General features: G+C 57.2%; 18 protein-coding genes and 1 pseudogene. 10 read left to right on the plus strand and 9 right to left on the minus strand.

What is annotated here, in order from left to right:
• Window positions 1–27: 27 nt before the first annotated feature.
• From OGM67_02610 to OGM67_02620, 3 genes and pseudogenes are all read right to left on the minus strand, one after another.
• Window positions 28–942 carry a TlpA family protein disulfide reductase gene (locus tag OGM67_02610; protein UYJ35247.1) on the minus strand — a complete coding sequence of 305 codons (915 nt, stop codon included), beginning with the start codon at window positions 940–942 and terminating at the stop codon, window positions 28–30.
• Between the two features lie 2 nt (window positions 943–944).
• Window positions 945–1,825, minus strand: a pseudogene (locus OGM67_02615) (4Fe-4S binding protein).
• Window positions 1,818–1,958, minus strand: a complete 141-nt coding sequence (locus OGM67_02620) for a CD1871A family CXXC motif-containing protein (GenBank protein ID UYJ36182.1) — start codon at window positions 1,956–1,958, stop codon at window positions 1,818–1,820. Before OGM67_02620 ends, OGM67_02615 begins: the two are co-directional and overlap by 8 nt.
• 188 nt (window positions 1,959–2,146) lie before the next feature.
• Between OGM67_02620 and OGM67_02625 the strand changes: the two genes are divergently transcribed.
• Together OGM67_02625 and OGM67_02630 are read left to right on the plus strand one after the other, a co-directional pair.
• Entirely contained in the window at window positions 2,147–2,824 is a 678-nt protein-coding gene (locus tag OGM67_02625; protein UYJ35248.1) for a response regulator transcription factor, read from the plus strand.
• Window positions 2,821–3,963, plus strand: coding sequence for a HAMP domain-containing histidine kinase (locus OGM67_02630; protein UYJ35249.1), 1,143 nt, complete (start codon window positions 2,821–2,823; stop codon window positions 3,961–3,963). Before OGM67_02625 ends, OGM67_02630 begins: the two co-directional genes overlap by 4 nt.
• On the opposite strand, the gene OGM67_02635 is transcribed toward OGM67_02630, so the two are convergent.
• From OGM67_02635 to OGM67_02645, 3 genes are read right to left on the minus strand one after another with little or no spacing between them, the layout of a single operon-like run.
• Window positions 3,941–4,612, minus strand: a complete 672-nt coding sequence (locus OGM67_02635; GenBank protein UYJ35250.1) for a response regulator transcription factor — start codon at window positions 4,610–4,612, stop codon at window positions 3,941–3,943. The two genes, OGM67_02630 and OGM67_02635, sit on opposite strands and share 23 nt — an antisense overlap.
• Window positions 4,590–5,576, minus strand: coding sequence for a hypothetical protein (locus tag OGM67_02640; GenBank protein ID UYJ35251.1), 987 nt, complete (start codon window positions 5,574–5,576; stop codon window positions 4,590–4,592). Before OGM67_02640 ends, OGM67_02635 begins: the two co-directional genes overlap by 23 nt.
• On the minus strand, window positions 5,573–7,219 hold the full coding sequence (locus OGM67_02645; protein ID UYJ35252.1) for a hypothetical protein: 1,647 nt from the start codon (window positions 7,217–7,219) through the stop codon (window positions 5,573–5,575). The genes OGM67_02640 and OGM67_02645 overlap by 4 nt, the downstream gene beginning before the upstream one ends.
• 200 nt (window positions 7,220–7,419) lie before the next feature.
• On the opposite strand from OGM67_02645, the gene OGM67_02650 reads away from it, so the two are divergent.
• The 8 genes from OGM67_02650 to OGM67_02685 all read left to right on the plus strand — a co-directional run bounded on the left by OGM67_02650 (window position 7,420) and on the right by OGM67_02685 (window position 15,760).
• The gene (locus OGM67_02650; GenBank protein ID UYJ35253.1) at window positions 7,420–7,806 is read left to right on the plus strand and encodes a hypothetical protein; all 387 of its coding nucleotides are present in this window, start codon (window positions 7,420–7,422) and stop codon (window positions 7,804–7,806) included.
• A 17-nt stretch (window positions 7,807–7,823) separates the two neighbouring features.
• On the plus strand, window positions 7,824–8,540 hold the full coding sequence (locus tag OGM67_02655) for a hypothetical protein (protein UYJ35254.1): 717 nt from the start codon (window positions 7,824–7,826) through the stop codon (window positions 8,538–8,540).
• 48 nt (window positions 8,541–8,588) lie between these two features.
• Window positions 8,589–10,208 (plus strand): hypothetical protein, encoded by a 1,620-nt coding sequence (locus OGM67_02660; protein ID UYJ35255.1) that lies wholly within the window; start codon window positions 8,589–8,591, stop codon window positions 10,206–10,208.
• 42 nt (window positions 10,209–10,250) lie between these two features.
• Window positions 10,251–12,002 carry a zinc-ribbon domain-containing protein gene (locus OGM67_02665; GenBank protein UYJ35256.1) on the plus strand — a complete coding sequence of 584 codons (1,752 nt, stop codon included), beginning with the start codon at window positions 10,251–10,253 and terminating at the stop codon, window positions 12,000–12,002.
• Window positions 12,003–12,065: 63 nt separating this feature from the next.
• The gene (locus OGM67_02670; GenBank protein UYJ35257.1) at window positions 12,066–13,388 is read left to right on the plus strand and encodes an SPFH domain-containing protein; all 1,323 of its coding nucleotides are present in this window, start codon (window positions 12,066–12,068) and stop codon (window positions 13,386–13,388) included.
• A 50-nt stretch (window positions 13,389–13,438) separates the two neighbouring features.
• Window positions 13,439–13,876, plus strand: coding sequence for a hypothetical protein (locus OGM67_02675; protein ID UYJ35258.1), 438 nt, complete (start codon window positions 13,439–13,441; stop codon window positions 13,874–13,876).
• On the plus strand, window positions 13,876–14,952 hold the full coding sequence (locus OGM67_02680; protein UYJ35259.1) for a Trm112 family protein: 1,077 nt from the start codon (window positions 13,876–13,878) through the stop codon (window positions 14,950–14,952). The genes OGM67_02675 and OGM67_02680 overlap by 1 nt, the downstream gene beginning before the upstream one ends.
• A 16-nt stretch (window positions 14,953–14,968) precedes the next feature.
• Window positions 14,969–15,760 carry a TPM domain-containing protein gene (locus tag OGM67_02685; protein UYJ35260.1) on the plus strand — a complete coding sequence of 264 codons (792 nt, stop codon included), beginning with the start codon at window positions 14,969–14,971 and terminating at the stop codon, window positions 15,758–15,760.
• Window positions 15,761–15,936: 176 nt separating this feature from the next.
• On the opposite strand, the gene OGM67_02690 is transcribed toward OGM67_02685, so the two are convergent.
• The 3 genes from OGM67_02690 to OGM67_02700 are packed head-to-tail and all read right to left on the minus strand — an operon-like array spanning window position 15,937 to window position 17,958.
• Window positions 15,937–16,443 (minus strand): flavodoxin family protein, encoded by a 507-nt coding sequence (locus tag OGM67_02690; protein ID UYJ35261.1) that lies wholly within the window; start codon window positions 16,441–16,443, stop codon window positions 15,937–15,939.
• 2 nt (window positions 16,444–16,445) lie between these two features.
• Entirely contained in the window at window positions 16,446–17,549 is a 1,104-nt protein-coding gene (locus OGM67_02695) for an NADH:flavin oxidoreductase (protein UYJ35262.1), read from the minus strand.
• Window positions 17,530–17,958 carry a MarR family winged helix-turn-helix transcriptional regulator gene (locus OGM67_02700; protein UYJ35263.1) on the minus strand — a complete coding sequence of 143 codons (429 nt, stop codon included), beginning with the start codon at window positions 17,956–17,958 and terminating at the stop codon, window positions 17,530–17,532. The genes OGM67_02695 and OGM67_02700 overlap by 20 nt, the downstream gene beginning before the upstream one ends.
• Between the last annotated feature and the right edge of the window lie 457 nt (window positions 17,959–18,415).

The raw sequence follows: 18,415 nt of genomic DNA on the forward strand, positions 1-18,415 counted from the left end.
TTCGGTACGGCTGTGCTTTATCTTTTGTTATTTTCCGGTGTCGTTTGCAACAGCTTCGTCAATCAGCTTTTGCAGTGTAGCCATGTTGGCCTCCTGATCAATGCCACCCATGATCGGCTCACCGACGATGTTGCCCTGGCGGTCCACAACACAGGTAGTGGGGAAGGCCATGATGCCCAGTGCAAACTTACCGGCCTCGCCGTTCGGGTCAAAGTAGATATTGCGGAAGGATGCGCCCGCGGATTCCAGAATTTTCTTGGCGGTGGCGATGTTGTCCGCGTTGCCGTCCAGTGTCTCGGTATTGACGCCGATGACCTCGCCGCCCTGCTCCTTGATGCGCTGGTTGAGTGCGTCAAGGTCATCCATCTCATCCACGCAGGGCTTGCAGCCGCTGAACCAGAAGTTTACAACGGTGAACGCATTGTTGGCAAACAGGCTGCTGTCAACGCTGTTGCCGTCAAGGTCCTTACCCTCAAACTGGGGGAAGGTGCTGCCGTTCTCCGCTGCGCTCTGGCTGGCGGCATCCTCCTGAGGAAGGGCTGCGATCTGATTTTCGATCTCACGGATCTTATCCGCGTCCGCCTTGAGGGAGGCGTACTCCTCCTCGGTGAACTGATCCTTCGCGTTGTCCACGGCACTCATAAGGAACTCGCCGTAATTGTTGCTGAGGGTGGTCTGCGTCACATTCTTGTCCATCGAGGCAAAAACCTTTTCCCACAGTTCATCGTTCGCGCCCAGAATGTCGTTTTCCTCTGCAAGAAGCTGCTCCTCGGTTTTTGTCTGTGCGGTGGAGGCTGCTTCACTGCTGGCGGCGGAGGCTGCTTCACTGCTGGCGGTGGAGGCTGCTTCACTGCCGGCGGCGGGGCCTGCCTGCTGGCTGCCGCAGGCGGCGAGGGAAAATACCAGAACCATGCTGGTCAAAATTGCTGCAATTCGTTTCATACTCAAATCTCCTTACTGTTATCTGCCTTATCGCCAAAGCCGTACTGATAGTGTATCGCCTTGGTGGGGCAGGATTTTATACACATACCGCAGCGGATACACTCCGCGTGGTTTGGTGTCTTTGTAATATCCACATCCATCTTGCAGGCCCGCGCACAGGCACCGCAGGACACGCATTTGTCGGTGTCTACCCGCATCTGGAAAAGAGATACTCGGTTCATGACCGCGTAAAAGGCCCCCAGCGGGCAGAGCCACTTGCAGAACGGGCGGTAAAACACCACACTGGCAGCAACGACCGCCAGCAGGATGCAGAGCTTCCAGCTGAACAGCTTGCCGAGCGCGGCGCGTATCCCTGCATTGGTCAGTGAGAGGGGAATCGCACCCTCCAGCACGCCCTGCGGGCAGAGATACTTGCAGAAGAACGGATCACCCATTCCCATCTCGTTGACAACAAGCGCAGGCAGCAGCACCACCATGATGAGCAGCACGGCGTATTTCAGATAGCGCAGCGGCTTCAGTCGCTTGGTGGAGCGCTTGGGCGAGGGATCTTATGCAAAAGCTCCTGCAGCCAGCCGAACGGGCAGAGAAAGCCGCAGATAAACCGCCCCAGCAGCACCCCCAACAAAATCAGGATGCCGGTAATATAATAGGAAAACCGGAATTTTGACGAGCCGACCACAGCCTGAAACGCGCCGATCGGGCAGGCCCCCGCCGCGCCCGGGCAGGAGTAGCAGTTCAGCCCCGGTACACAGACTGTTTTTCCCTTGCCCTGATACAGAACACCCTTGGCAAAATTCGGCAGGTGGATGTTCGTCAGCAGCGCTGCGCCTGCCTGTATCCAGCCCCGAAAACGGGCCAGAAAAGAACTTTTTTTCTTATCCAATGCCAACACACTCCATACACAACCGGATAGCCTTTGCCATCACCGTATTTGCCTCCCCGCGCCAGATGCCGAAGCCGATCATCAAAACGGCGGCCAACAGCAGCACCGACTGGGCGATTGCTTTTTTGTTTATCACTTGCGGTTGCTCCTTTCTGTTTGATGAGATTAGTATACACCTGCCGGTATAAAATTTCTGCTAAGAAAAAATTAACGCAGACTTTATCGAAATCTGCTATAATGACTGTTATAAAGGTATCGCTGCAATGCTTTTGCCGTGTGCAGCGCCAAAAAGAACCTTAAAAATAAGGGAGATGATCGCTTATGCGTCTTTTGTTGATAGAGGATGAACCGACCCTGCGGGAAAGCGTAGCTAAAAAGCTGCGCCGCTCCGGCTACGAAACGGATGACTGCGGTGACGGAGAGGCCGCGCTTGAGCTGCTTGCCGCAGAGCGGTACGATCTTGTCCTGCTCGATCTCAATCTGCCGAAGGTGGACGGCATGACCGTTCTGCGCACGCTGCGCAGGACCGACCTTGAAACGCCGGTGCTGATCCTGTCCGCCCGCAGTGAAATTTCCGACAAGGTGGAGGGGCTGGACGCAGGTGCCAATGATTATCTGGCCAAGCCGTTCCATCTGGCTGAGCTGGAGGCCCGTGTGCGCAGCCTGACCCGGCGGCAGTTTATCCAGCGTGATGTATGCCTGCGGTGCGGGCGGCTGACCTTTGACACCAAGAGCCGCCTTGCCATGGCAGACGGCCAGCCCATCCCGCTGACCCGCAAGGAGAGCGGCGTGCTGGAATATCTGCTGCTGCATCAGGGGCGTCCTGTCAGTCAGGAGGAGTTGATCGAGCATGTCTGGGACAGCAGTGTCGATGCGTTCAGCAACTCGATCCGCGTGCATATCTCAGCCCTGAGAAAAAAGCTGCGCACCGCACTGGGGTATGACCCCATCCGGAACCGCATCGGTGAGGGATATGAATTGGAGAAAAATGAACCATGAATCGCATATCTTTTCAGTGGCGAATCACGCTGATGACCGCTGTGCTGATTGCCGGGGCCTGCATCTGCCTGAATCTGCTGCTCTACCGCTCCGGCGCCACCGGTATGGACAATCTGAACGGGTATGTCCTGCAATACCAGCAGAGCGATGATGAAAACCTGACGATTGAAATACCGGACGATCAGATGTCGGACTTTCTTGTACAGTTTTCGCAGGAGGTCTACGATGCCAAGGCTGTTTTCGGGCGCAAGGGCTGGTGCATCACGGCAGCGGTAACGCTGCTGAGCGCAGCGATTGCCTATTTCGTCAGCGGCAAGGCGCTGGAGCCCTTGAAAAAGCTTGCGCAGCAGGCCGAACGCATTGATCAGGACAGCCTTGTGGAGGTTCGCTTAGAGGAAAACACGATCCCGGAATTTCGCAACCTGAGCCAGTCCGTCAACCGTATGCTGGACCGGCTGGCGCAGTCCTTTGACCTGCAGCGTCAGTTTGCCGGCAATGCCGCCCATGAGCTGAAAACACCGCTGGCCATCATGCAGGCCAAGCTGGAAATGTTTTCCGAGGAGCACCCCGATGCCGACAGCGAGGTCGCCGACCTGATCCGCTTTCAGACAGATCAGGTGTCCCGTCTGGCAGGCCTTGTCCGCACACTGCTGGAAATGAGCGATCTGCAGTCGATCCCGCGTGAGGATCTTATCGAGCTGGCCCCGCTGGCCGATGAGATCGTGGCCGACCTGAGCCCGCTGGCACAGCGCCGTAGCGTCACCCTCTTTCAGGAATGTGAGGATGTCAGCATCAGGGGCAGCGACACCCTGATCTACCGCCTGCTCTTTAATTTGGTCGAAAACGGCATCAAGTACAATACCCCCGGCGGTTCTGTGCATATCACGATCCAACAAAAGAAAAGCAGCGCTGTGCTGCGTGTTGCAGACACAGGCTGCGGCATTCCTGAGGAGTATAGGGCGAGTGTGTTCCAGCCCTTTTTCCGGGTAGATAAATCCAGAAGCCGGGAGATGGGCGGCGTGGGCCTTGGGCTTGCGCTTGTGCGGGAGATTGCCCTGCTGCACAGCGGCACCGTTACAGTTGAACCGGCTGACGGGCAGGGGACGGTGTTCACGGTCACCCTACCGATTCAGGCTTGACAGCCGTGTCTGCGGTGTCTTGTTCCTCTGCCAATTCTACCACCAGCTTTGCCTCACTGGCGGCAATGGCAAGCTGCAGCTTGTTTTCCAGCCCGGTCTTTTGCAGCATATTGATGACATGATATTTAACGGTCGAGGGTTCCACACAAAGCGCCTTGGCGATCCCGCTGTAGGAAAGCCCGCGCACCAACAGGCGCAGCACGCGCATCTCAGCAGGGGTAAAGTCGCTGCTCATCGTCATGCCGATCTTTACGCTCGGCGGCATATCGGGGAAGATATGCGCCCCCTGCACAGTACTGCGCACGACCTGCATCAGGGTCCTTTCATCCCCGTCCTTATACCACAGGCTGTTTGCACCTGCCGCCTTGGCGCGCTTTAAAATTTCATGGTCGATCAGCGAGGTAACGACCACGATTTTGATGCCCGGGTGCGCCTTATGGATCTTTTCGGCGGCGGCCAGACCGTTTTCGCGGTGTTCGGTCTGCACATCCATCAGCACAAGGTCGATGTCCTCGGTATCGCACAGGATCGGAGCCTCTGCAGCGCCGGGGATAGACACAGCAAGCTGATACCCGTCCTCGTTCTGAATATAGCTTTCAAGCAGGCTCCGGACCAGCTTTTGGTCCTCAACGATCATAACGCGTATCATAAATGCTCTCCTTATCGGGCAGGGTTACTTCCAGAACAAATACAGGCAGGGAGTGTACGGTTACCGTACCCCCTGCTTTTTCAATACGGCGGCGGAGCGAGGAAAGCCCGCCGCCTTCTTTTATCTTCGCCTTGGGCGGCGCGCCGTTGTTCGTGATGCAAAGGTGCCATTCCTGCGGCCGATGCTCGGAGTCGGCGTACAATTCCGTGGCGCCCGCATGCCGCACAGCGTTGGAGGTACACTCCCGCAGGATCAGTGCGTAGAACTCGCGGGTGGCGCGTGCCGCAGGGTACGCACCGCGCAGCTGTACGGTTGCGCCCAGAACAGCCGCCCGCCTTTGCATATAGCTCAGCGGGTCCTCAGCAGCATTCTCCTGCCGGGTGCGGCATAGCAGGGAGATGGAACTTTCCCACTTTGCAGCTTCGCTCTTGATCCGGGCAAGGTCATGCTCATGCCGCAGTGCGCGCCGTGCGGCAAGCAGGGTATGGCCGATGTCGTCATGCACCCGCATCTTCATTTTCAGAATTTCTTCCTCCCGCACAATGTCGGGCATATTGTCATATAAGCGCTTTGCGCGGCGGTTCGCATCGGCAAGGCGCTCGTTTTCCTGCTGCAGTGCAGCATGCAATGCCGCCAGCCGGGTAACATCGGTGGCCATCACCTCGGTGTACTGTATGCCGTATTTGTCCTGAACAGGGCGCACCGCAAAATGGTACACCGTTCCGTCCGGGAATGCGTAGATGCGGGCGGCCTCATCGCGCAGCTGCACACCGCCGCCGGGACTGTGCAGCGCCTGCTCCAGATCCGTAAGGGTCTGCAGATCGCGGCCGCAGAGGACTGCGGAGATTTCCTGCATCCTGTGATTGATCAGGCGCAGCAGGCCATTGCGATCAAAGTAGCAGATGGCCGCCGGCAGCGTGTCAAAGCCTTCCTTGACAGCGTTGCGGGAGATTCGGAAAATCATAGGCCGCCTCCTTCTGCCGGAAACATCGTGAAATACAAAAGCCCGTCATCATCCCGTTCAAGCTGCATCTGCGGCAGGCCGGGCAGCGCAGCGGGAGCGTCGGTGCATTGAACGCTGCAGCGCAGCCCCCAGCCCTGCGCCGTATGCTCGGCGCAGAAAAGGATCTCCTGCAATCCCGGCAGGGTCGCTTCTATGATGGCTTCAAAGGCGTCATAGATTACCACGGCGGACGCAGGGGGAATCTTTGCTGTGTCGGCGATCTGTACGGCGCAGCGTATATCACTCAGGCGCAGGCTCTCTGCCGATTCAAACAGGCTCAGCCGCAGCTCTGTGGTGTCGATATCCTCCGCCTTGTCGCAGACAAAAACAAGGTTGCTGCGCCGCTTGATATAGGTCCCCAAAATGACGATGTGCTTCAGCAGCCGGCGTGCGGCATCGACATCGTCTGTGGCTTTGAGTGCAATCAGGTATTCCTGTATCCGTGCCAGCTGGCGGGCTGTGACGGTCTCGATTTTGTCATACAGCCGGTTCTGCTCGCTCAGCTGCAGCCATTGTGCCTTCTGGGCTGTTTCCGCCTGTATGACATCCCCGATGTCATGCAATTCCTCCTGCGTGAGGCGCAGTTCCTCCAGCAGTGCCACCAATTCGGTGATGTCCTCCTGCCAGAAAACATACCCTTTCCGGATCGGGTGGCCGTGAAGCTGGGTCGTGGCGTCCAGCTGGACACTGCCGGTGAGCGCCTGCCGCAGCTGCTCCTCGCGGAGCGGCGCTGCCTGCATCGAGGATTGCACAGGCACAAACGCCCGGTCTGTGATCAGCCCTTTGGCCATAGATACCTCAAACAGCGTGGCATACCCCATGTTGGATTGGATAAGCCCGCACCGGATGCACGCCTCAAAGGACGCTGTAAAGGTCAGGCATTGCACCACGGTCATATCACCGGCGATCGCATGCATCCACGGCACATGTAAAATATGCTTGTACAGTAAAGCATAGAGCGTGGCCAAAAAAATCGGCACAAGCGGCAGCCATAGGATGCGCTTTGTATGCGGAATACGGCAACGCCGTACAAGGTACACCACCGTGAACACGGCACAGGAAAATATCCACAGCAGACAGAGGTAATATACGAATCGATAGGTGTAATCGGGGCTGCCCAGTACCTCCTGCCCGGGTGGGAACGCAAACGCAAGCTGATGGCAGTCGTTTGTCAGCACGAGGCAGAACAGCACCACAGGAAATACAAAGATCAGATGCCGATATTTGTACAGTGGACCGGACTGCCCCCGATCCAAAAAGAAAAGCGTATAAAGTGCAAGGGTCGGGATCAGCAGCATCGGGATATAGTATGCATACCACAATCGCCGCAGCATCTCCGGTGTCTGGGCAAAGTCATAGCGGATCAGGCGGATATCCAGCCAGAACAGCATCAGGGCGGCAGCGCCCAGCAGGCAGCGGCGGGTCTGTGCGTGCAGGATACGCCACCAGACCGATACCGCCCATGAAAAGATCAGAATATTATACAGCACTGTGCGCAAAAAGCCGGAATACGGCATATAAAATGCCCGCATCAGGACAGCGCAGAGAATCACCCCTGCAACCGCAGCGGCTAAATACAGATTGCCAAGCCGTACCTTTGTCATAGCGCCTGTCCTTTCCGAAAGGGTATCGTGCTGTCTTTTTACAGTATTATTATGACGCAATCCGCCTAATTTTGCAATAGTGTTGGAAAAGGCAGAAAAAAGTTTAAAAAAACTATCCAAATGGTGGGGGCAAAAATTCTTCCGATCCTGTATGATGAAATTGACAAATCGTATTCTTTGCAGGGAAGGAGGGCTGCGCCGTGCGAAGGATCGTTTTGGACGCCCAATACTCTGTGATGACGAGCGCATTGACAATGGCACTGAAACACGGCAGACCGGATTTTCAGGTACAAAACGCCGGCCCTAAGACAAAGGATATTATAAAGCTATGCCGTTCTTGCCGGGCGGATGTCCTGCTGCTGGAGGTCTGTCCGCATCCGCCGCGCACCCTGCAGGACAGACTGCTGCTGGCAAACGACCTGCGGGGTGTCTGCCCGCACTGCAAAACGGTACTGCTTGTGGATGAGGCCGAATATCCCGAGTTGGCTACCGCCGTGTGCCTGGCAAAAAAGGACCACATTGTCGATGATTTCGTCTACGCTTCCGTCTCGCCTGCCTATTTGAGCGCTATGATGGACACTTTATGACCAAAAGGAGGACAGCTATGAAAAAAGTACAACGAACGCTCGCTGCCGCATTGGCAGCCATGATGCTTATGGCTTTGGCCGGTTGCTCCAAGGGGGATGTGACCAAAGAGGTCGATTCCGGTTTATCCGACCTGAAAGCGCAGGCCGCCGAACCGGCTGTTGAACCCCAGACGGAGACCCCGGCGGAGCCCAAGACCGACACGGCATCCGAGCCTGCATCGGAGCCCGCTGCAGCGTCGGAGCCGGAAGCCACCGCCGAACCGACTCCTGCTTCCGCGCCTGCGGACAATCCCGATTATCCATCGGCCGCCGGCCTGAACACCCAGACGCTGGAGGCATTCGGTTCAGACTACACACTGACACTCAACGTAACCTGCCCCGACCAGGGCTGGTACAAGTCCGTTTCGCCCCGTTTCGCGGATATCAAGCTGTTCCCGACCGATGACCCCAGCCATATCTTCTCCGGTGACCCGCGCATAACCTTTGAGCTGCAAAGCGGTCTGGACAAAATCAACTATTATTACGACGACTTTGAAAATGTGCAGGAGCTTGCCCCGCGCACCATCGGCGGCGTGGAGATGGCCGGACGCACCTACAAAAACGTGGGCATGTGGTGGACGGAATACTACGGCGAGATGCCCACCGGCGGCTGGCTGGCCATCAAGATCTCCGGCGTGGACATCGACCCCGGCACCGAGGGCGACACCATTCTGAACAGCGTCACCTTTGGCTAAGCACAGGCAGCTTACTGCACTCTCAACCGAAAGGCGGGTGAACCAACCATGAAAAAACGCTTTGCCGTACTATTGGCGGCGGCGATGCTGCTGTCTGCGGCAGGCTGCGGACAGGACAGCAAACAGCCCGAACCGACCGAACCGGCCGCAAGCGCAGTGAGCGAGACCTCCGTTAAAAATGTAGAAGCTACGGAGGAGACCCCGCAAAAGCCGCAGTCATCCCGCAGGTTTGATGATTCCCGCATCTCTACACTGTATGATGTGGAATTCAGCTACACCAACCCCTACGACATCGAGGACACCTACTTCTACCAAGTCCCGCAGATCGATGATGATACCGAGGGCGCAAGGAACATCAACGAAATGATCGGCTACCGCTTCGGCTATCTGGTAGAGCGCGCCGAGGATGCCCGCTCCCGCAATGATTTTATCGACACAAACTACATCATCTGGATAAGCACCTGGACCGGCCCGGTATTGAGCCTGCAGATCACAAGCGTTGACACAATGTACAACCGCGATGTGGGCACCTACCATTACAACTTTGAAACCGGCAAGGAACTTTCCAACATCGAAATGCTCGAATACCTTGGCTACACCGACAACGACCTGACCTTAAAAGCACTGCGGCGCGCCGTGGCCCAGCATTTCGATACCTACTACGGCGGCGACGACCCCAGCTACGCATCCCAGCTTTACCAGATGCGCGCACAGAGCCTGAACGAGCTGAGCAATGTGTTTACCTACTTTGCCGTCTACCCCTACTACACAGGCGGTCTTATCGTCACCGTGCCGATATACAACCCTGCCGGGGCCGGCATGATGTGGACGGACATAGATGTTTACCCCGACAAGCGGCAGGCCAGCGGCCAGATCCTGCACGGGCAGGATGAATGGTTTACCTGCGATGTGACTGCCACAGGCGAGGTGACGGTACGCGCCCTGACCGACTATGTTACCCCTGACGGTGCTATGACCTACCAAGCCATGAAGGAATGGTACGAATTGGGCGACAAGACCGAGTTCGCGGTCAGCGGCTGTTACGGCAACTATGTAAAGATGCTGATGACCAGCATCGGGCAGGACTACGCCCCCTATGTTTTCCTTCTGACCGAGAACGGCAATGTCGAATACATTGATGTCATCAGCGGCGCACAGTGCGGCACCATGGTCAACGGCGGTCCGCTCTTCGGCATCAACGGAATTGTCCGGTTTGAGACCGGCACGGCCTACGATGCGGAGTACGGCGCCGAGTACGCGACCGTGTACGGCGTTTCCCGCGATAACGAAAAATTCAACCTGATGGAGGCTGTCTGGAACACCGCCCCGCTGAGCATTCCGAGCATGGTCGGCTCCTTTGTGAGTGAGGAGACCGGCACTTGGTTTGAAATCTGCGAGGATCAGCCGAACTTCTATACCGGCGCATACGCCAACGGCCAGAGGATTCCGGCCACATGGGACAGCAGCATCTCCTACCTTGGTATGGATGACCGCGGCTGGATCTGCTCCGTTTCGTTGTTCCGTATGGATTCAGGGCGCACGCAGCGCGAAACGCTGGCTATGATGCCCGATGATTACGGCGGAGTCAGTGTAATGCACATCGGCGGGGAATCCCTGTTGAACCTGCCGCAGCAGGAAGCTGTATGGTTTGAAATGACACAGGAATAAGCAAGAGTCTGAAATATTACTTTATAAAAGGAGGCAGACACTATGGCAACATGTACGCAATGTGGTGCCGAGTTAAAGCCCGGTGCTAAATTCTGCGAGAATTGCGGTGCAAAAGTATCCGTACCGCAGCCCGCCGCACAGCCCGCAGCTGTGCCCCAGCCCCCGGTTCAGCCGACTCAGGCTGCACCGCAACCCCCACAGCCTGTACAGACGCCCCCACAGCCGCAGGCAAGCGGCGGCAATCCCTATGCAGGCGGCGCACCTGCCGCCCCGCAGCCCCAGACGAACGCAGCGAATCCTTACGCAGGCAATGCGCCCGGCACACCGCCGCAGACCGGCGCAGGCACACCGCTTTACGCCAGAAACACACCCCCGGATGCTCCCCATGCTGTCACGCCGCCGCCACCCGGCGGCACGGGCGGCAACCCTTACGGCAATGTAGCCCCCGGCGGCAAGCCCAAGCGCCCCCGCGCACCAATGACCCCCAAGCGGATGATCCTGATCGCCATCCCGGTGATATTCCTGCTTATGATCATCGTAACAATGATCAGCGGCTCCATCCGCACCGGCAAGCCGAACGCCAGTGACCCGAATCAGGGCACTTGGGAAGCAGCCTACGCCGAGATCGGCGGCTCCGTGACGCAGGTCGAGGATGCCTTCGGCAGCGGGTTCCTGATGGATCTGAATGATAAGGGCAAGTGCGTTGTAACGGTGGACGGCACCAAGTCCTACGGCAAGTGGACGCTGAACGGCGGGGCCTTCCAACTGGATTGCGGCGGCCTGAGCTGCACCGGCACCCTACAAGACGAGATCCTGACCCTGAACGATGTGCAGGGACAGGGCGTGACGCTCTACTTCGTCAAGTCCGGCAGCACCATGCAGCAGCCTCTGGACGGTGACAGCATGACGCAGGACGCCGCCGCAGGCAGCGATACCGATGTGGGCATCTATGTGCTGGAATCCGCCTCCGACAGCGAGTACACCCTCTCCAAGGAGGAGCTTGCCCTCGTCGATATGGAGGACTTCTACATTGAGCTGCGCGCGGACGGCACCGGCGAAACCTACATGGAGGATTTTGTCACCTTCCAATGGAAGGACGGCAGCTTCTACGCGCTGACCGACCCCAATACCCCGGCCATGACCTACACCCGCGAGGGTGACCTGCTGACCATTGAGTTTGACGGTATGACCATGGTCTTTAAGCGCAGCGACACCAAGCCCGAAATTGACCCCGCTTTGCTGGACGGCGGCGATGACGAATATGACGGCGACGACTGGATCGACGGCCCGGATGAGCCTGACCCGCCCTACACCTACGATGACGGCAACACCTACGCTGATTTGGGCAACACCAACTGGTACGGCTGGTTCCGGATGGAAAACTACAAGAATGTACCGAACCGTGACTACTTTGACACCGACACCTACGATTGCTGGGGCTACATCGGTGAGAGCGAGGACGGCAGCCACTACTTTGAGGTTTACCGTGACGGCATGCCCGATGACCCGGTCATCACGATGTGGGTCAATGTCTATGATGACCATATCGAGCCTATTCTGGACGGCTACGACTGGGTGCTTGACCAGAACATAACCAAGAGCGATGCGTATAAGTTCAACCTGTACCCGTATAACGACAGCATCTCGCTGTTCATGTATGACTACGAGGGCGAGGACGGTACGGCCTGTGCAATCAGCTTCTACATGAGGCTGGACGGCACCGAGTGGAACGAGGAGCTGGAGGAACTGCCGCCCCGCTATGAGGAGTACAAGGCCGCCTTGGCCAACAAATAACGACCTGATTTATCTGTACAAAATGGGGCGGGTTCTGCCCGCCCCTGACATAGGAGGATCATTATGGGACTTATCAGAGCTGCAATGGGCGCTGCTGGCGGCGTTATGGCCGACCAGTGGAAGGAATACTTTTATTGTGAAGCCATGCCGGCTGACCTGTTGGCTACCCGCGGCTGGAAACGCCAGAGCGGACGCAGCGCCAACACAAAGGGCAGCGACAACATTATTACAAACGGCTCGATCGTGGCCGTTGCCGACGGCCAGTGTGCCATGATCGTTGAGCAGGGCAAGGTCGTGGATATGTGCGCCGAGCCAGGTGAGTACACCTACGATACCGGCAGCGCGCCCTCGCTCTTCAGCGGCGACCTGTCCGACTCGATCGGCGCAGTGTTCCAGAACATCGGCAAGCGCTTTACCTTCGGCGGCGAGGCCCCGATGGATCAGCGCATCTATTACTTCAACACCAAGGAGCTGGTGGGCAACAAATACGGCACGCCCAGCCCGGTGCCCTTCCGCGTGGTGGATCAGCGCGCCGGCATCGACATCGACATTGCCATCCGCTGCTTCGGTGAGTACAGCTACCGCATCACCAACCCCATTTTGTTCTACACCAATGTCTGCGGCAATGTGGAGGAAGGCTACACCCGCGATGAAATCGACGGGCAGCTGAAATCCGAGCTGATGACCGCCCTGCAGCCCGCCTTTGCCAAGATCAGCGATATGGGCATCCGCTATTCCGCACTGCCCGGCCATACGATGGAGCTTGCCGAGGCTCTCAACGATGTACTCTCCGCCAAGTGGGGCAAGCTGCGCGGCATTGAGATCGTATCCTTCGGTGTTTCCAGCGTGAAGGCCAGCGAGGAAGACGAGCAGATGCTCAAGGAAATGCAGCGCAACGCAGCCTTTATGGACCCGACCCGCGCCGCTGCGCATCTTGTCGGCGCACAGGCCAGCGCCATGCAGACCGCAGCCGGCAATCAGGGCGCAGGCCCCGCCATGGCCTTTATGGGCATGAATATGGCCGGTGCGGCGGGCGGCATGAACGCCCAGAACCTGTACCAGATGGGCGCCCAGCAGCAGGCCGCCGCACAGCCCGCCCCGGCCCCGGCAGCCGCTCCCGCAGGCTGGACCTGCAGCTGCGGCCAGACCGGCAACACCGGCAAATTCTGCGCCAACTGCGGCAGCCCCAAGCCTGCCCCGGCACCCGCAGCCGGCAGCTGGGTATGCAGCTGCGGCACCTCCAACACCGGTAAGTTCTGCTGTAACTGCGGCAGCCCCAAGCCCGCACCGGCTCCCGCCAAGTGCAGCCAGTGCGGCTGGACCCCGGATGACCCGGCCCATCCGCCCAAGTTCTGCCCGGAGTGCGGTAAGCCGTTTGGCCAGTGATGCGCAAAAAAATTGCTGCGGTGCTTTGCGCCGCAACTGCTTTTCTGACAATGTCCGGCTGTAAAAAAGCGCCGCCCGGCACACTGACCGGTATCAGCATCAGTTATTCCGGCATGTGCTATGACGACACCTATGGGTTTAGCATAAGAAACGACCCGGCTGACGGCTGCCTGTTCAGCTGTAATTACAAGGATGATGAATGGGTGGAGCTGGAAAACATCCCTGTTGAGGACACCCATTGGCAAGAAGCCCTGACTCTGGCAGAAAAGCTGGGGCTGGAAAGCCTGCCGGACGAAAAGAAAAATCCTGCCGGCTTATTTATTACCGATGAAACGTTAAATAGCGTTTGCCTGATTTACAAAGCCCCGGATGACGAGATCATCTACCGTTATCTGGATGCCGATGGCAATACGCGCAGCGCCCTGCGTGACTTTTTTGAGGATCTGGCAGGGCAGCTGCAAACCGAAGGAAAGAGAGGTGACGCATAATGGCAACGCAGCTTACCAACTACCAATGCCCTGCCTGTACCGGTCCGCTTCACTTTGACGGTGCCAGCGGAAAGCTGGTGTGTGACTTCTGCGGCAGCAGCTACGATACTGCTGAGATCGAAGCGCTCTATGCCGAAAAAGAAGCCGCTGCCGAAACCGCAGCACAGAATAAACAGGCACCGCCGCCCGACTCCGTCTGGAGCGAAAACGAGGCCGCCGGGCTGCGCAGCTATTCCTGCCCGTCCTGCGGCGCAGAGCTGATCTGTGACGAGACGACCGCCGCGACAAGCTGCCCGTACTGCGGCAACCCAACGGTCATTGCGGGGCAGTTCAGCGGCATGCAGCGGCCTGAGCTTGTCCTGCCGTTTGTGCTGGATAAGAACGCCGCCAAGGCCGCGCTGAAAAAATACTATCGCGGGAAGCGGTTCCTGCCCAATGCCTTCTCCTCGCAGAACCATATCGAGGAGATCAAGGGCGTGTATGTCCCGTTCTGGCTGTTCGATGCCAACGCCTCCGGCTCGGGCCTATATGAAGCCACGACCAGCTCCAGCCACCGCAAGGGCGATTACGTCATCACCACGACCAAGCACTATGATGTCCGCCGCGCCGGTACCACGCAGTTCATGGGCGTGCCGGTGGACGGCTCGACTAAGATGCCCAACGGCCATATGGATGCCATCGAGCCTTATGACTACCGCGCGTTCCAGCCCTTCTCGACCGCCTATCTGCCGGGCTACATGGCCGACAAATACGACGAGGACGCCGACACCTGCCAGGCCCGCGCCCACAGCCGTATGCAGAATTCGGTCAGCAGCGAGCTTTCGGCCAGCATTACCGGCTACAACAGCGTAAGCACCCTGAGCGAGAATATCAGCATTGATTACACCGCCAAGCACTACGCGCTGCTGCCGGTGTGGATGCTGCACACCAAATGGCAGGGCAAGGATTATCTGTTCGCCATGAACGGGCAGACCGGCAAGTTGGTCGGCGATCTGCCGGTTGATAAGCGAAAGGTGGCCGCCTGGTTCGCGGGCATCAGTGTTCCGCTGATGATCCTGCTTGCCATCCTGCTTTGAAAGGGGGAAACAGAGTATGAAAAAGAAACTGTTTTCTCTGCTTACGGCACTGGTGCTGTGCTTGCTCTGCGCTGTACCGGCGTTTGCCGAAATGCCGCTGGTGATGGACACCTACGAGCTGTTCAAACCCGAAGTGACCGCTGAATTGGAGCAAAAGGCGCAGGATGCCAGTGCCGGACACGGTGTCAATGTCTACCTGTTGACAGTGGCTGACATCGGCGGCCAGAACGTGCGCGAATTTGCCAAGGACTGGTACCGCAACTATGACCTTGGCTACGGCGAGGGCAAAAGCGGTATCCTGTTTTTGATTGCGCTGGATTCCCGCGATTATGTGACCATCACCTACGGCGGCGGCGTGACCGCCTTTACCGACTACCGCATCGCACAGATCGAGGATAAGATCGTGCCGATGCTCTCGGACGGATCGTATTACAAGGCCTCCGACACTTACATAGAAATGTGCGCTGACACGCTTGATTTCTATGCCGACAAGGGTGCGCCGCTGGACAGCGGCAACGACCCCGCCAAGGGTTGGATCAAGTGGGTGTTTGTGTTTGTCATTCCGCTGGCTGTGGCGAGCATCGTCTGCGGCATCTTCTACGCGCAGATGAAAACTGCCAACGAGCAGACCCATGCCAACGCCTACATGCCCGCCGAGGGTCTGGCGCTGTCCGTGGTGGAGGACACCTACACCCACACCACCGAGACCGAAACGTACGACCCCGTCAAGGACGACAGCTCGAGCAGCTCGAGCGGCTCGAGTACCGACAGCGATGGCTTCGGCGGCAGCTCGGGCGGAAAATTCTAAACTGTACCGTTCTCATTGCAGAGAATGCAGCACCGCTTTTTCGGCAAGGTCGGTCCTTTGTGCGAAAAACAGGTACGCCTTTCAGACAATCTATATAACAAACGCCGCCAAGGGCTGCGATTCTGTATCGCGCTCTTTGGCGGCGTATTTGTTTGGTTTATTATGGCTGACCGTGATCAGCGGCTCTCCGTCTGCTTAACGGCAGCTGTCAACCAGTGCAGATCCTCTGCGTCCGGGTGGGTGGCTGCGCGGTCAAAATTCTCGATCAGGCTGTCAAGATTCGGGATGGGCAGGGGACTGGCCTGCATCTTCACATAGCGTTCCCGCACAGACTGGGGCATCTTACCCTGACACATATAGGTGCCGATCACCGTATTGCTGCGGTCAAGGTGCTTTTTGACGGCGGTAAGTACCTTATCAAAATAGGCTGCGTCCCCGCCAAAGCCGGCTGTGCCGAACAGGAACACCTCCTTGCCCTTGACCTGCTTCAAAAAAGCGGCGATCTCACGGTTGCAGCTGCCTTTATCCGTCCAGAACCCAATATACAGGCGGTCAGCCGCAAGGGCTGCCTCATTCGGCGCACCGGTATACAGGAGCTCCTGCTTCGGCAGGGCAGCGGCAACGGCATTTGCCAGCTGCTGTGTGTTGCCGGTCTTACTGCTGAACACGACAGAAGTCTTCATAATCAGCCTTTCTCATAAATGCAGTGCGTGCCCTGATGCTGCTGCAGGCCGCCGAGGCACTTTCTGTTGCAGCGTACACAGCGGTGGATTTCCTTGAGCTGACCGGCGGCAACCTTGTTCGGCCATTCCGGGTCAGCCAGCAGCTGGCGGCTCATGGCTGCGCAGGTGATGCGGCCAGAGGCAAGCTGATCGTCCACAAACGCGGGATCAGTCAGACCGCCCACACCGGTGATAGGCTTATCGGTAAACTGGCGCACCTCATCACAGTATTTCAGGAAGCAGCCCTGACCCTTGAAATAGGGGTGGTTTGCCGGCGGGATCGTATCCTCCAGGCTGGAATGGTTGGCCAGTGCTACATGGAAGCTGGTGACACCGGCATCTACCAGCATCGGCACAAAGACGCCCAGCTCAGACTCCAGCACACCGGCGTTGCCGTAATGCGGCTCCTCCTGACGGACAGCCAGCTTGTAGTCGATGGGCAGCTCCGGCAGACGGCTGCGAATGGCCCTGACAGCCTCGACCGCAAAACGGGCACGGTTTTCAGCACTGCCGCCGTATTCATCGGTGCGCTTGTTAAAGACTGTCGAACTGAAGCTGCCGCACATACGGTCACCGTGGACCTGCACCATGTCAAACCCGGCCTTGACCGCCAGTTCAGCGGCCTTGCCGAAGCCATCGGTGATCTTTTTGATCTTCTTCACAGACAGTTTGGAGATGTAGGGCGCGACCTCGGCGTTCAGCAGGGGACGCAGCTCCTGCATCGAGATTTTCTTGGTCAGCACGCCGGGCACATACTTGAGCATGGCAAGCATGTTGGAATCCGACTGGTGCAGCTGCGCGCAGATACGGCAGTCGTAGCTGTGGACGATCTCGGTCAGCTTCTGGTAATAGGCAAAGCCCTTCTTGTCGAACAGAGATTTCTCGATCATACTTTTGCCCACAGGCACATCGCCGATGATGACCATGGCGCAGCCGCCCGCAGCGATGCGGCGGATTTTTTCAAAATACTCCTCGTCCGACAAACCGAAGGTCGTCGGCGCAAAGATGATGCGGTTTTTCAGCTCCAAACCGCCGTAATTGACAGAACTATTGATCGTTTCGTACATGATGCGGTACCTCCTGTGCTGCTTTTTCCAGTAAAGTAAGCAACTGCTCTTTTTCCTTCGCGTTGAGATTCGTCATAAAAGTGCTGTCCCAGTCAAAGAAAACCCGGTGGGCGGCCTCAAAGGCCTCCTGCCCGCGCTCCGTCAGGTTCAGCAGGTAATGGCGCCCGGATTTTTCTTTGGTTATAAAGCCGTCCTCCACCAGTCGGTTAACACATCGCTGGCTGTGCCCCCAATCAAGGGCCAGCTCCTTAGTCAGCTCTGACGGTGTGCAGTTTGGCTTTTTCCCGATATACACGATAAAAAACACGAGTCCGAAATTCAGACCTACCGCCTGAAGGCGCTCCCCGGTAAAGGCGGAAAAACTGCGGTACAGCATAGCGACATAATAGGAAAGTGTTTTCTGATACATGGCAGATGGATTTCAACTCCTTTCGATTGTCAGTATAATCCAGATACTTGATTTTGTCAAGTAGCGAAGATGTAAAAAATTGCTGTCTTGCGCTCTTTAAAAATTGCGTTTTTTCGCAAATCGGCTGTTTTTTATCGGCTGAGGGCGGTCAGGCTGCTTTTCTTCTGCCGTTTCCGGTGCTGATTGGCAGGGAAAAGCAAATAAAGCACCTACTCATTTGAAAAATCTTGCGATTTTTTTGTCTTTTCCTGTTGTATGACAATTCATCTTCTGCTATAATATCACACGCAACTGACTGTTTGGGGCCCGCGGGGCAATGCGACAGGTATGATGACTACCACTTGTCAAAGCTATTCTAACTGTCAGAAGGCGGACGGGCTTTTATCCAAAGCCCGGGGGATTGTTTTATTGACAAGGGGAATGAATGAAATACAAACTGCGGAATAACAAAAGGGGC

Source organism: Oscillospiraceae bacterium (assembly GCA_025757985.1).
Lineage (GTDB): Bacteria > Bacillota > Clostridia > Oscillospirales > Ruminococcaceae > Gemmiger.

Excerpts from the sequence above, each read along its gene's own strand:
- OGM67_02660 (UYJ35255.1), top strand. The coding sequence starts at position 8,589 with ATGAAAAAACGCTTTGCCGTACTATTGGCGGCGGCGATGCTGCTGTCT.
- OGM67_02675 (UYJ35258.1), top strand. The coding sequence starts at position 13,439 with ATGTCCGGCTGTAAAAAAGCGCCGCCCGGCACACTGACCGGTATCAGC.
- OGM67_02610 (UYJ35247.1), bottom strand. The coding sequence starts at position 942 with ATGAAACGAATTGCAGCAATTTTGACCAGCATGGTTCTGGTATTTTCC.
- OGM67_02640 (UYJ35251.1), bottom strand. The coding sequence starts at position 5,576 with ATGATTTTCCGAATCTCCCGCAACGCTGTCAAGGAAGGCTTTGACACG.
- OGM67_02695 (UYJ35262.1), bottom strand. The coding sequence starts at position 17,549 with ATGTACGAAACGATCAATAGTTCTGTCAATTACGGCGGTTTGGAGCTG.
- OGM67_02670 (UYJ35257.1), top strand. The coding sequence starts at position 12,066 with ATGGGACTTATCAGAGCTGCAATGGGCGCTGCTGGCGGCGTTATGGCC.
- OGM67_02680 (UYJ35259.1), top strand. The coding sequence starts at position 13,876 with ATGGCAACGCAGCTTACCAACTACCAATGCCCTGCCTGTACCGGTCCG.
- OGM67_02625 (UYJ35248.1), top strand. The coding sequence starts at position 2,147 with ATGCGTCTTTTGTTGATAGAGGATGAACCGACCCTGCGGGAAAGCGTA.
- OGM67_02630 (UYJ35249.1), top strand. The coding sequence starts at position 2,821 with ATGAATCGCATATCTTTTCAGTGGCGAATCACGCTGATGACCGCTGTG.
- OGM67_02645 (UYJ35252.1), bottom strand. The coding sequence starts at position 7,219 with ATGACAAAGGTACGGCTTGGCAATCTGTATTTAGCCGCTGCGGTTGCA.
- OGM67_02655 (UYJ35254.1), top strand. The coding sequence starts at position 7,824 with ATGAAAAAAGTACAACGAACGCTCGCTGCCGCATTGGCAGCCATGATG.
- OGM67_02635 (UYJ35250.1), bottom strand. The coding sequence starts at position 4,612 with ATGATACGCGTTATGATCGTTGAGGACCAAAAGCTGGTCCGGAGCCTG.
- OGM67_02685 (UYJ35260.1), top strand. The coding sequence starts at position 14,969 with ATGAAAAAGAAACTGTTTTCTCTGCTTACGGCACTGGTGCTGTGCTTG.
- OGM67_02690 (UYJ35261.1), bottom strand. The coding sequence starts at position 16,443 with ATGAAGACTTCTGTCGTGTTCAGCAGTAAGACCGGCAACACACAGCAG.
- OGM67_02665 (UYJ35256.1), top strand. The coding sequence starts at position 10,251 with ATGGCAACATGTACGCAATGTGGTGCCGAGTTAAAGCCCGGTGCTAAA.
- OGM67_02700 (UYJ35263.1), bottom strand. The coding sequence starts at position 17,958 with ATGTATCAGAAAACACTTTCCTATTATGTCGCTATGCTGTACCGCAGT.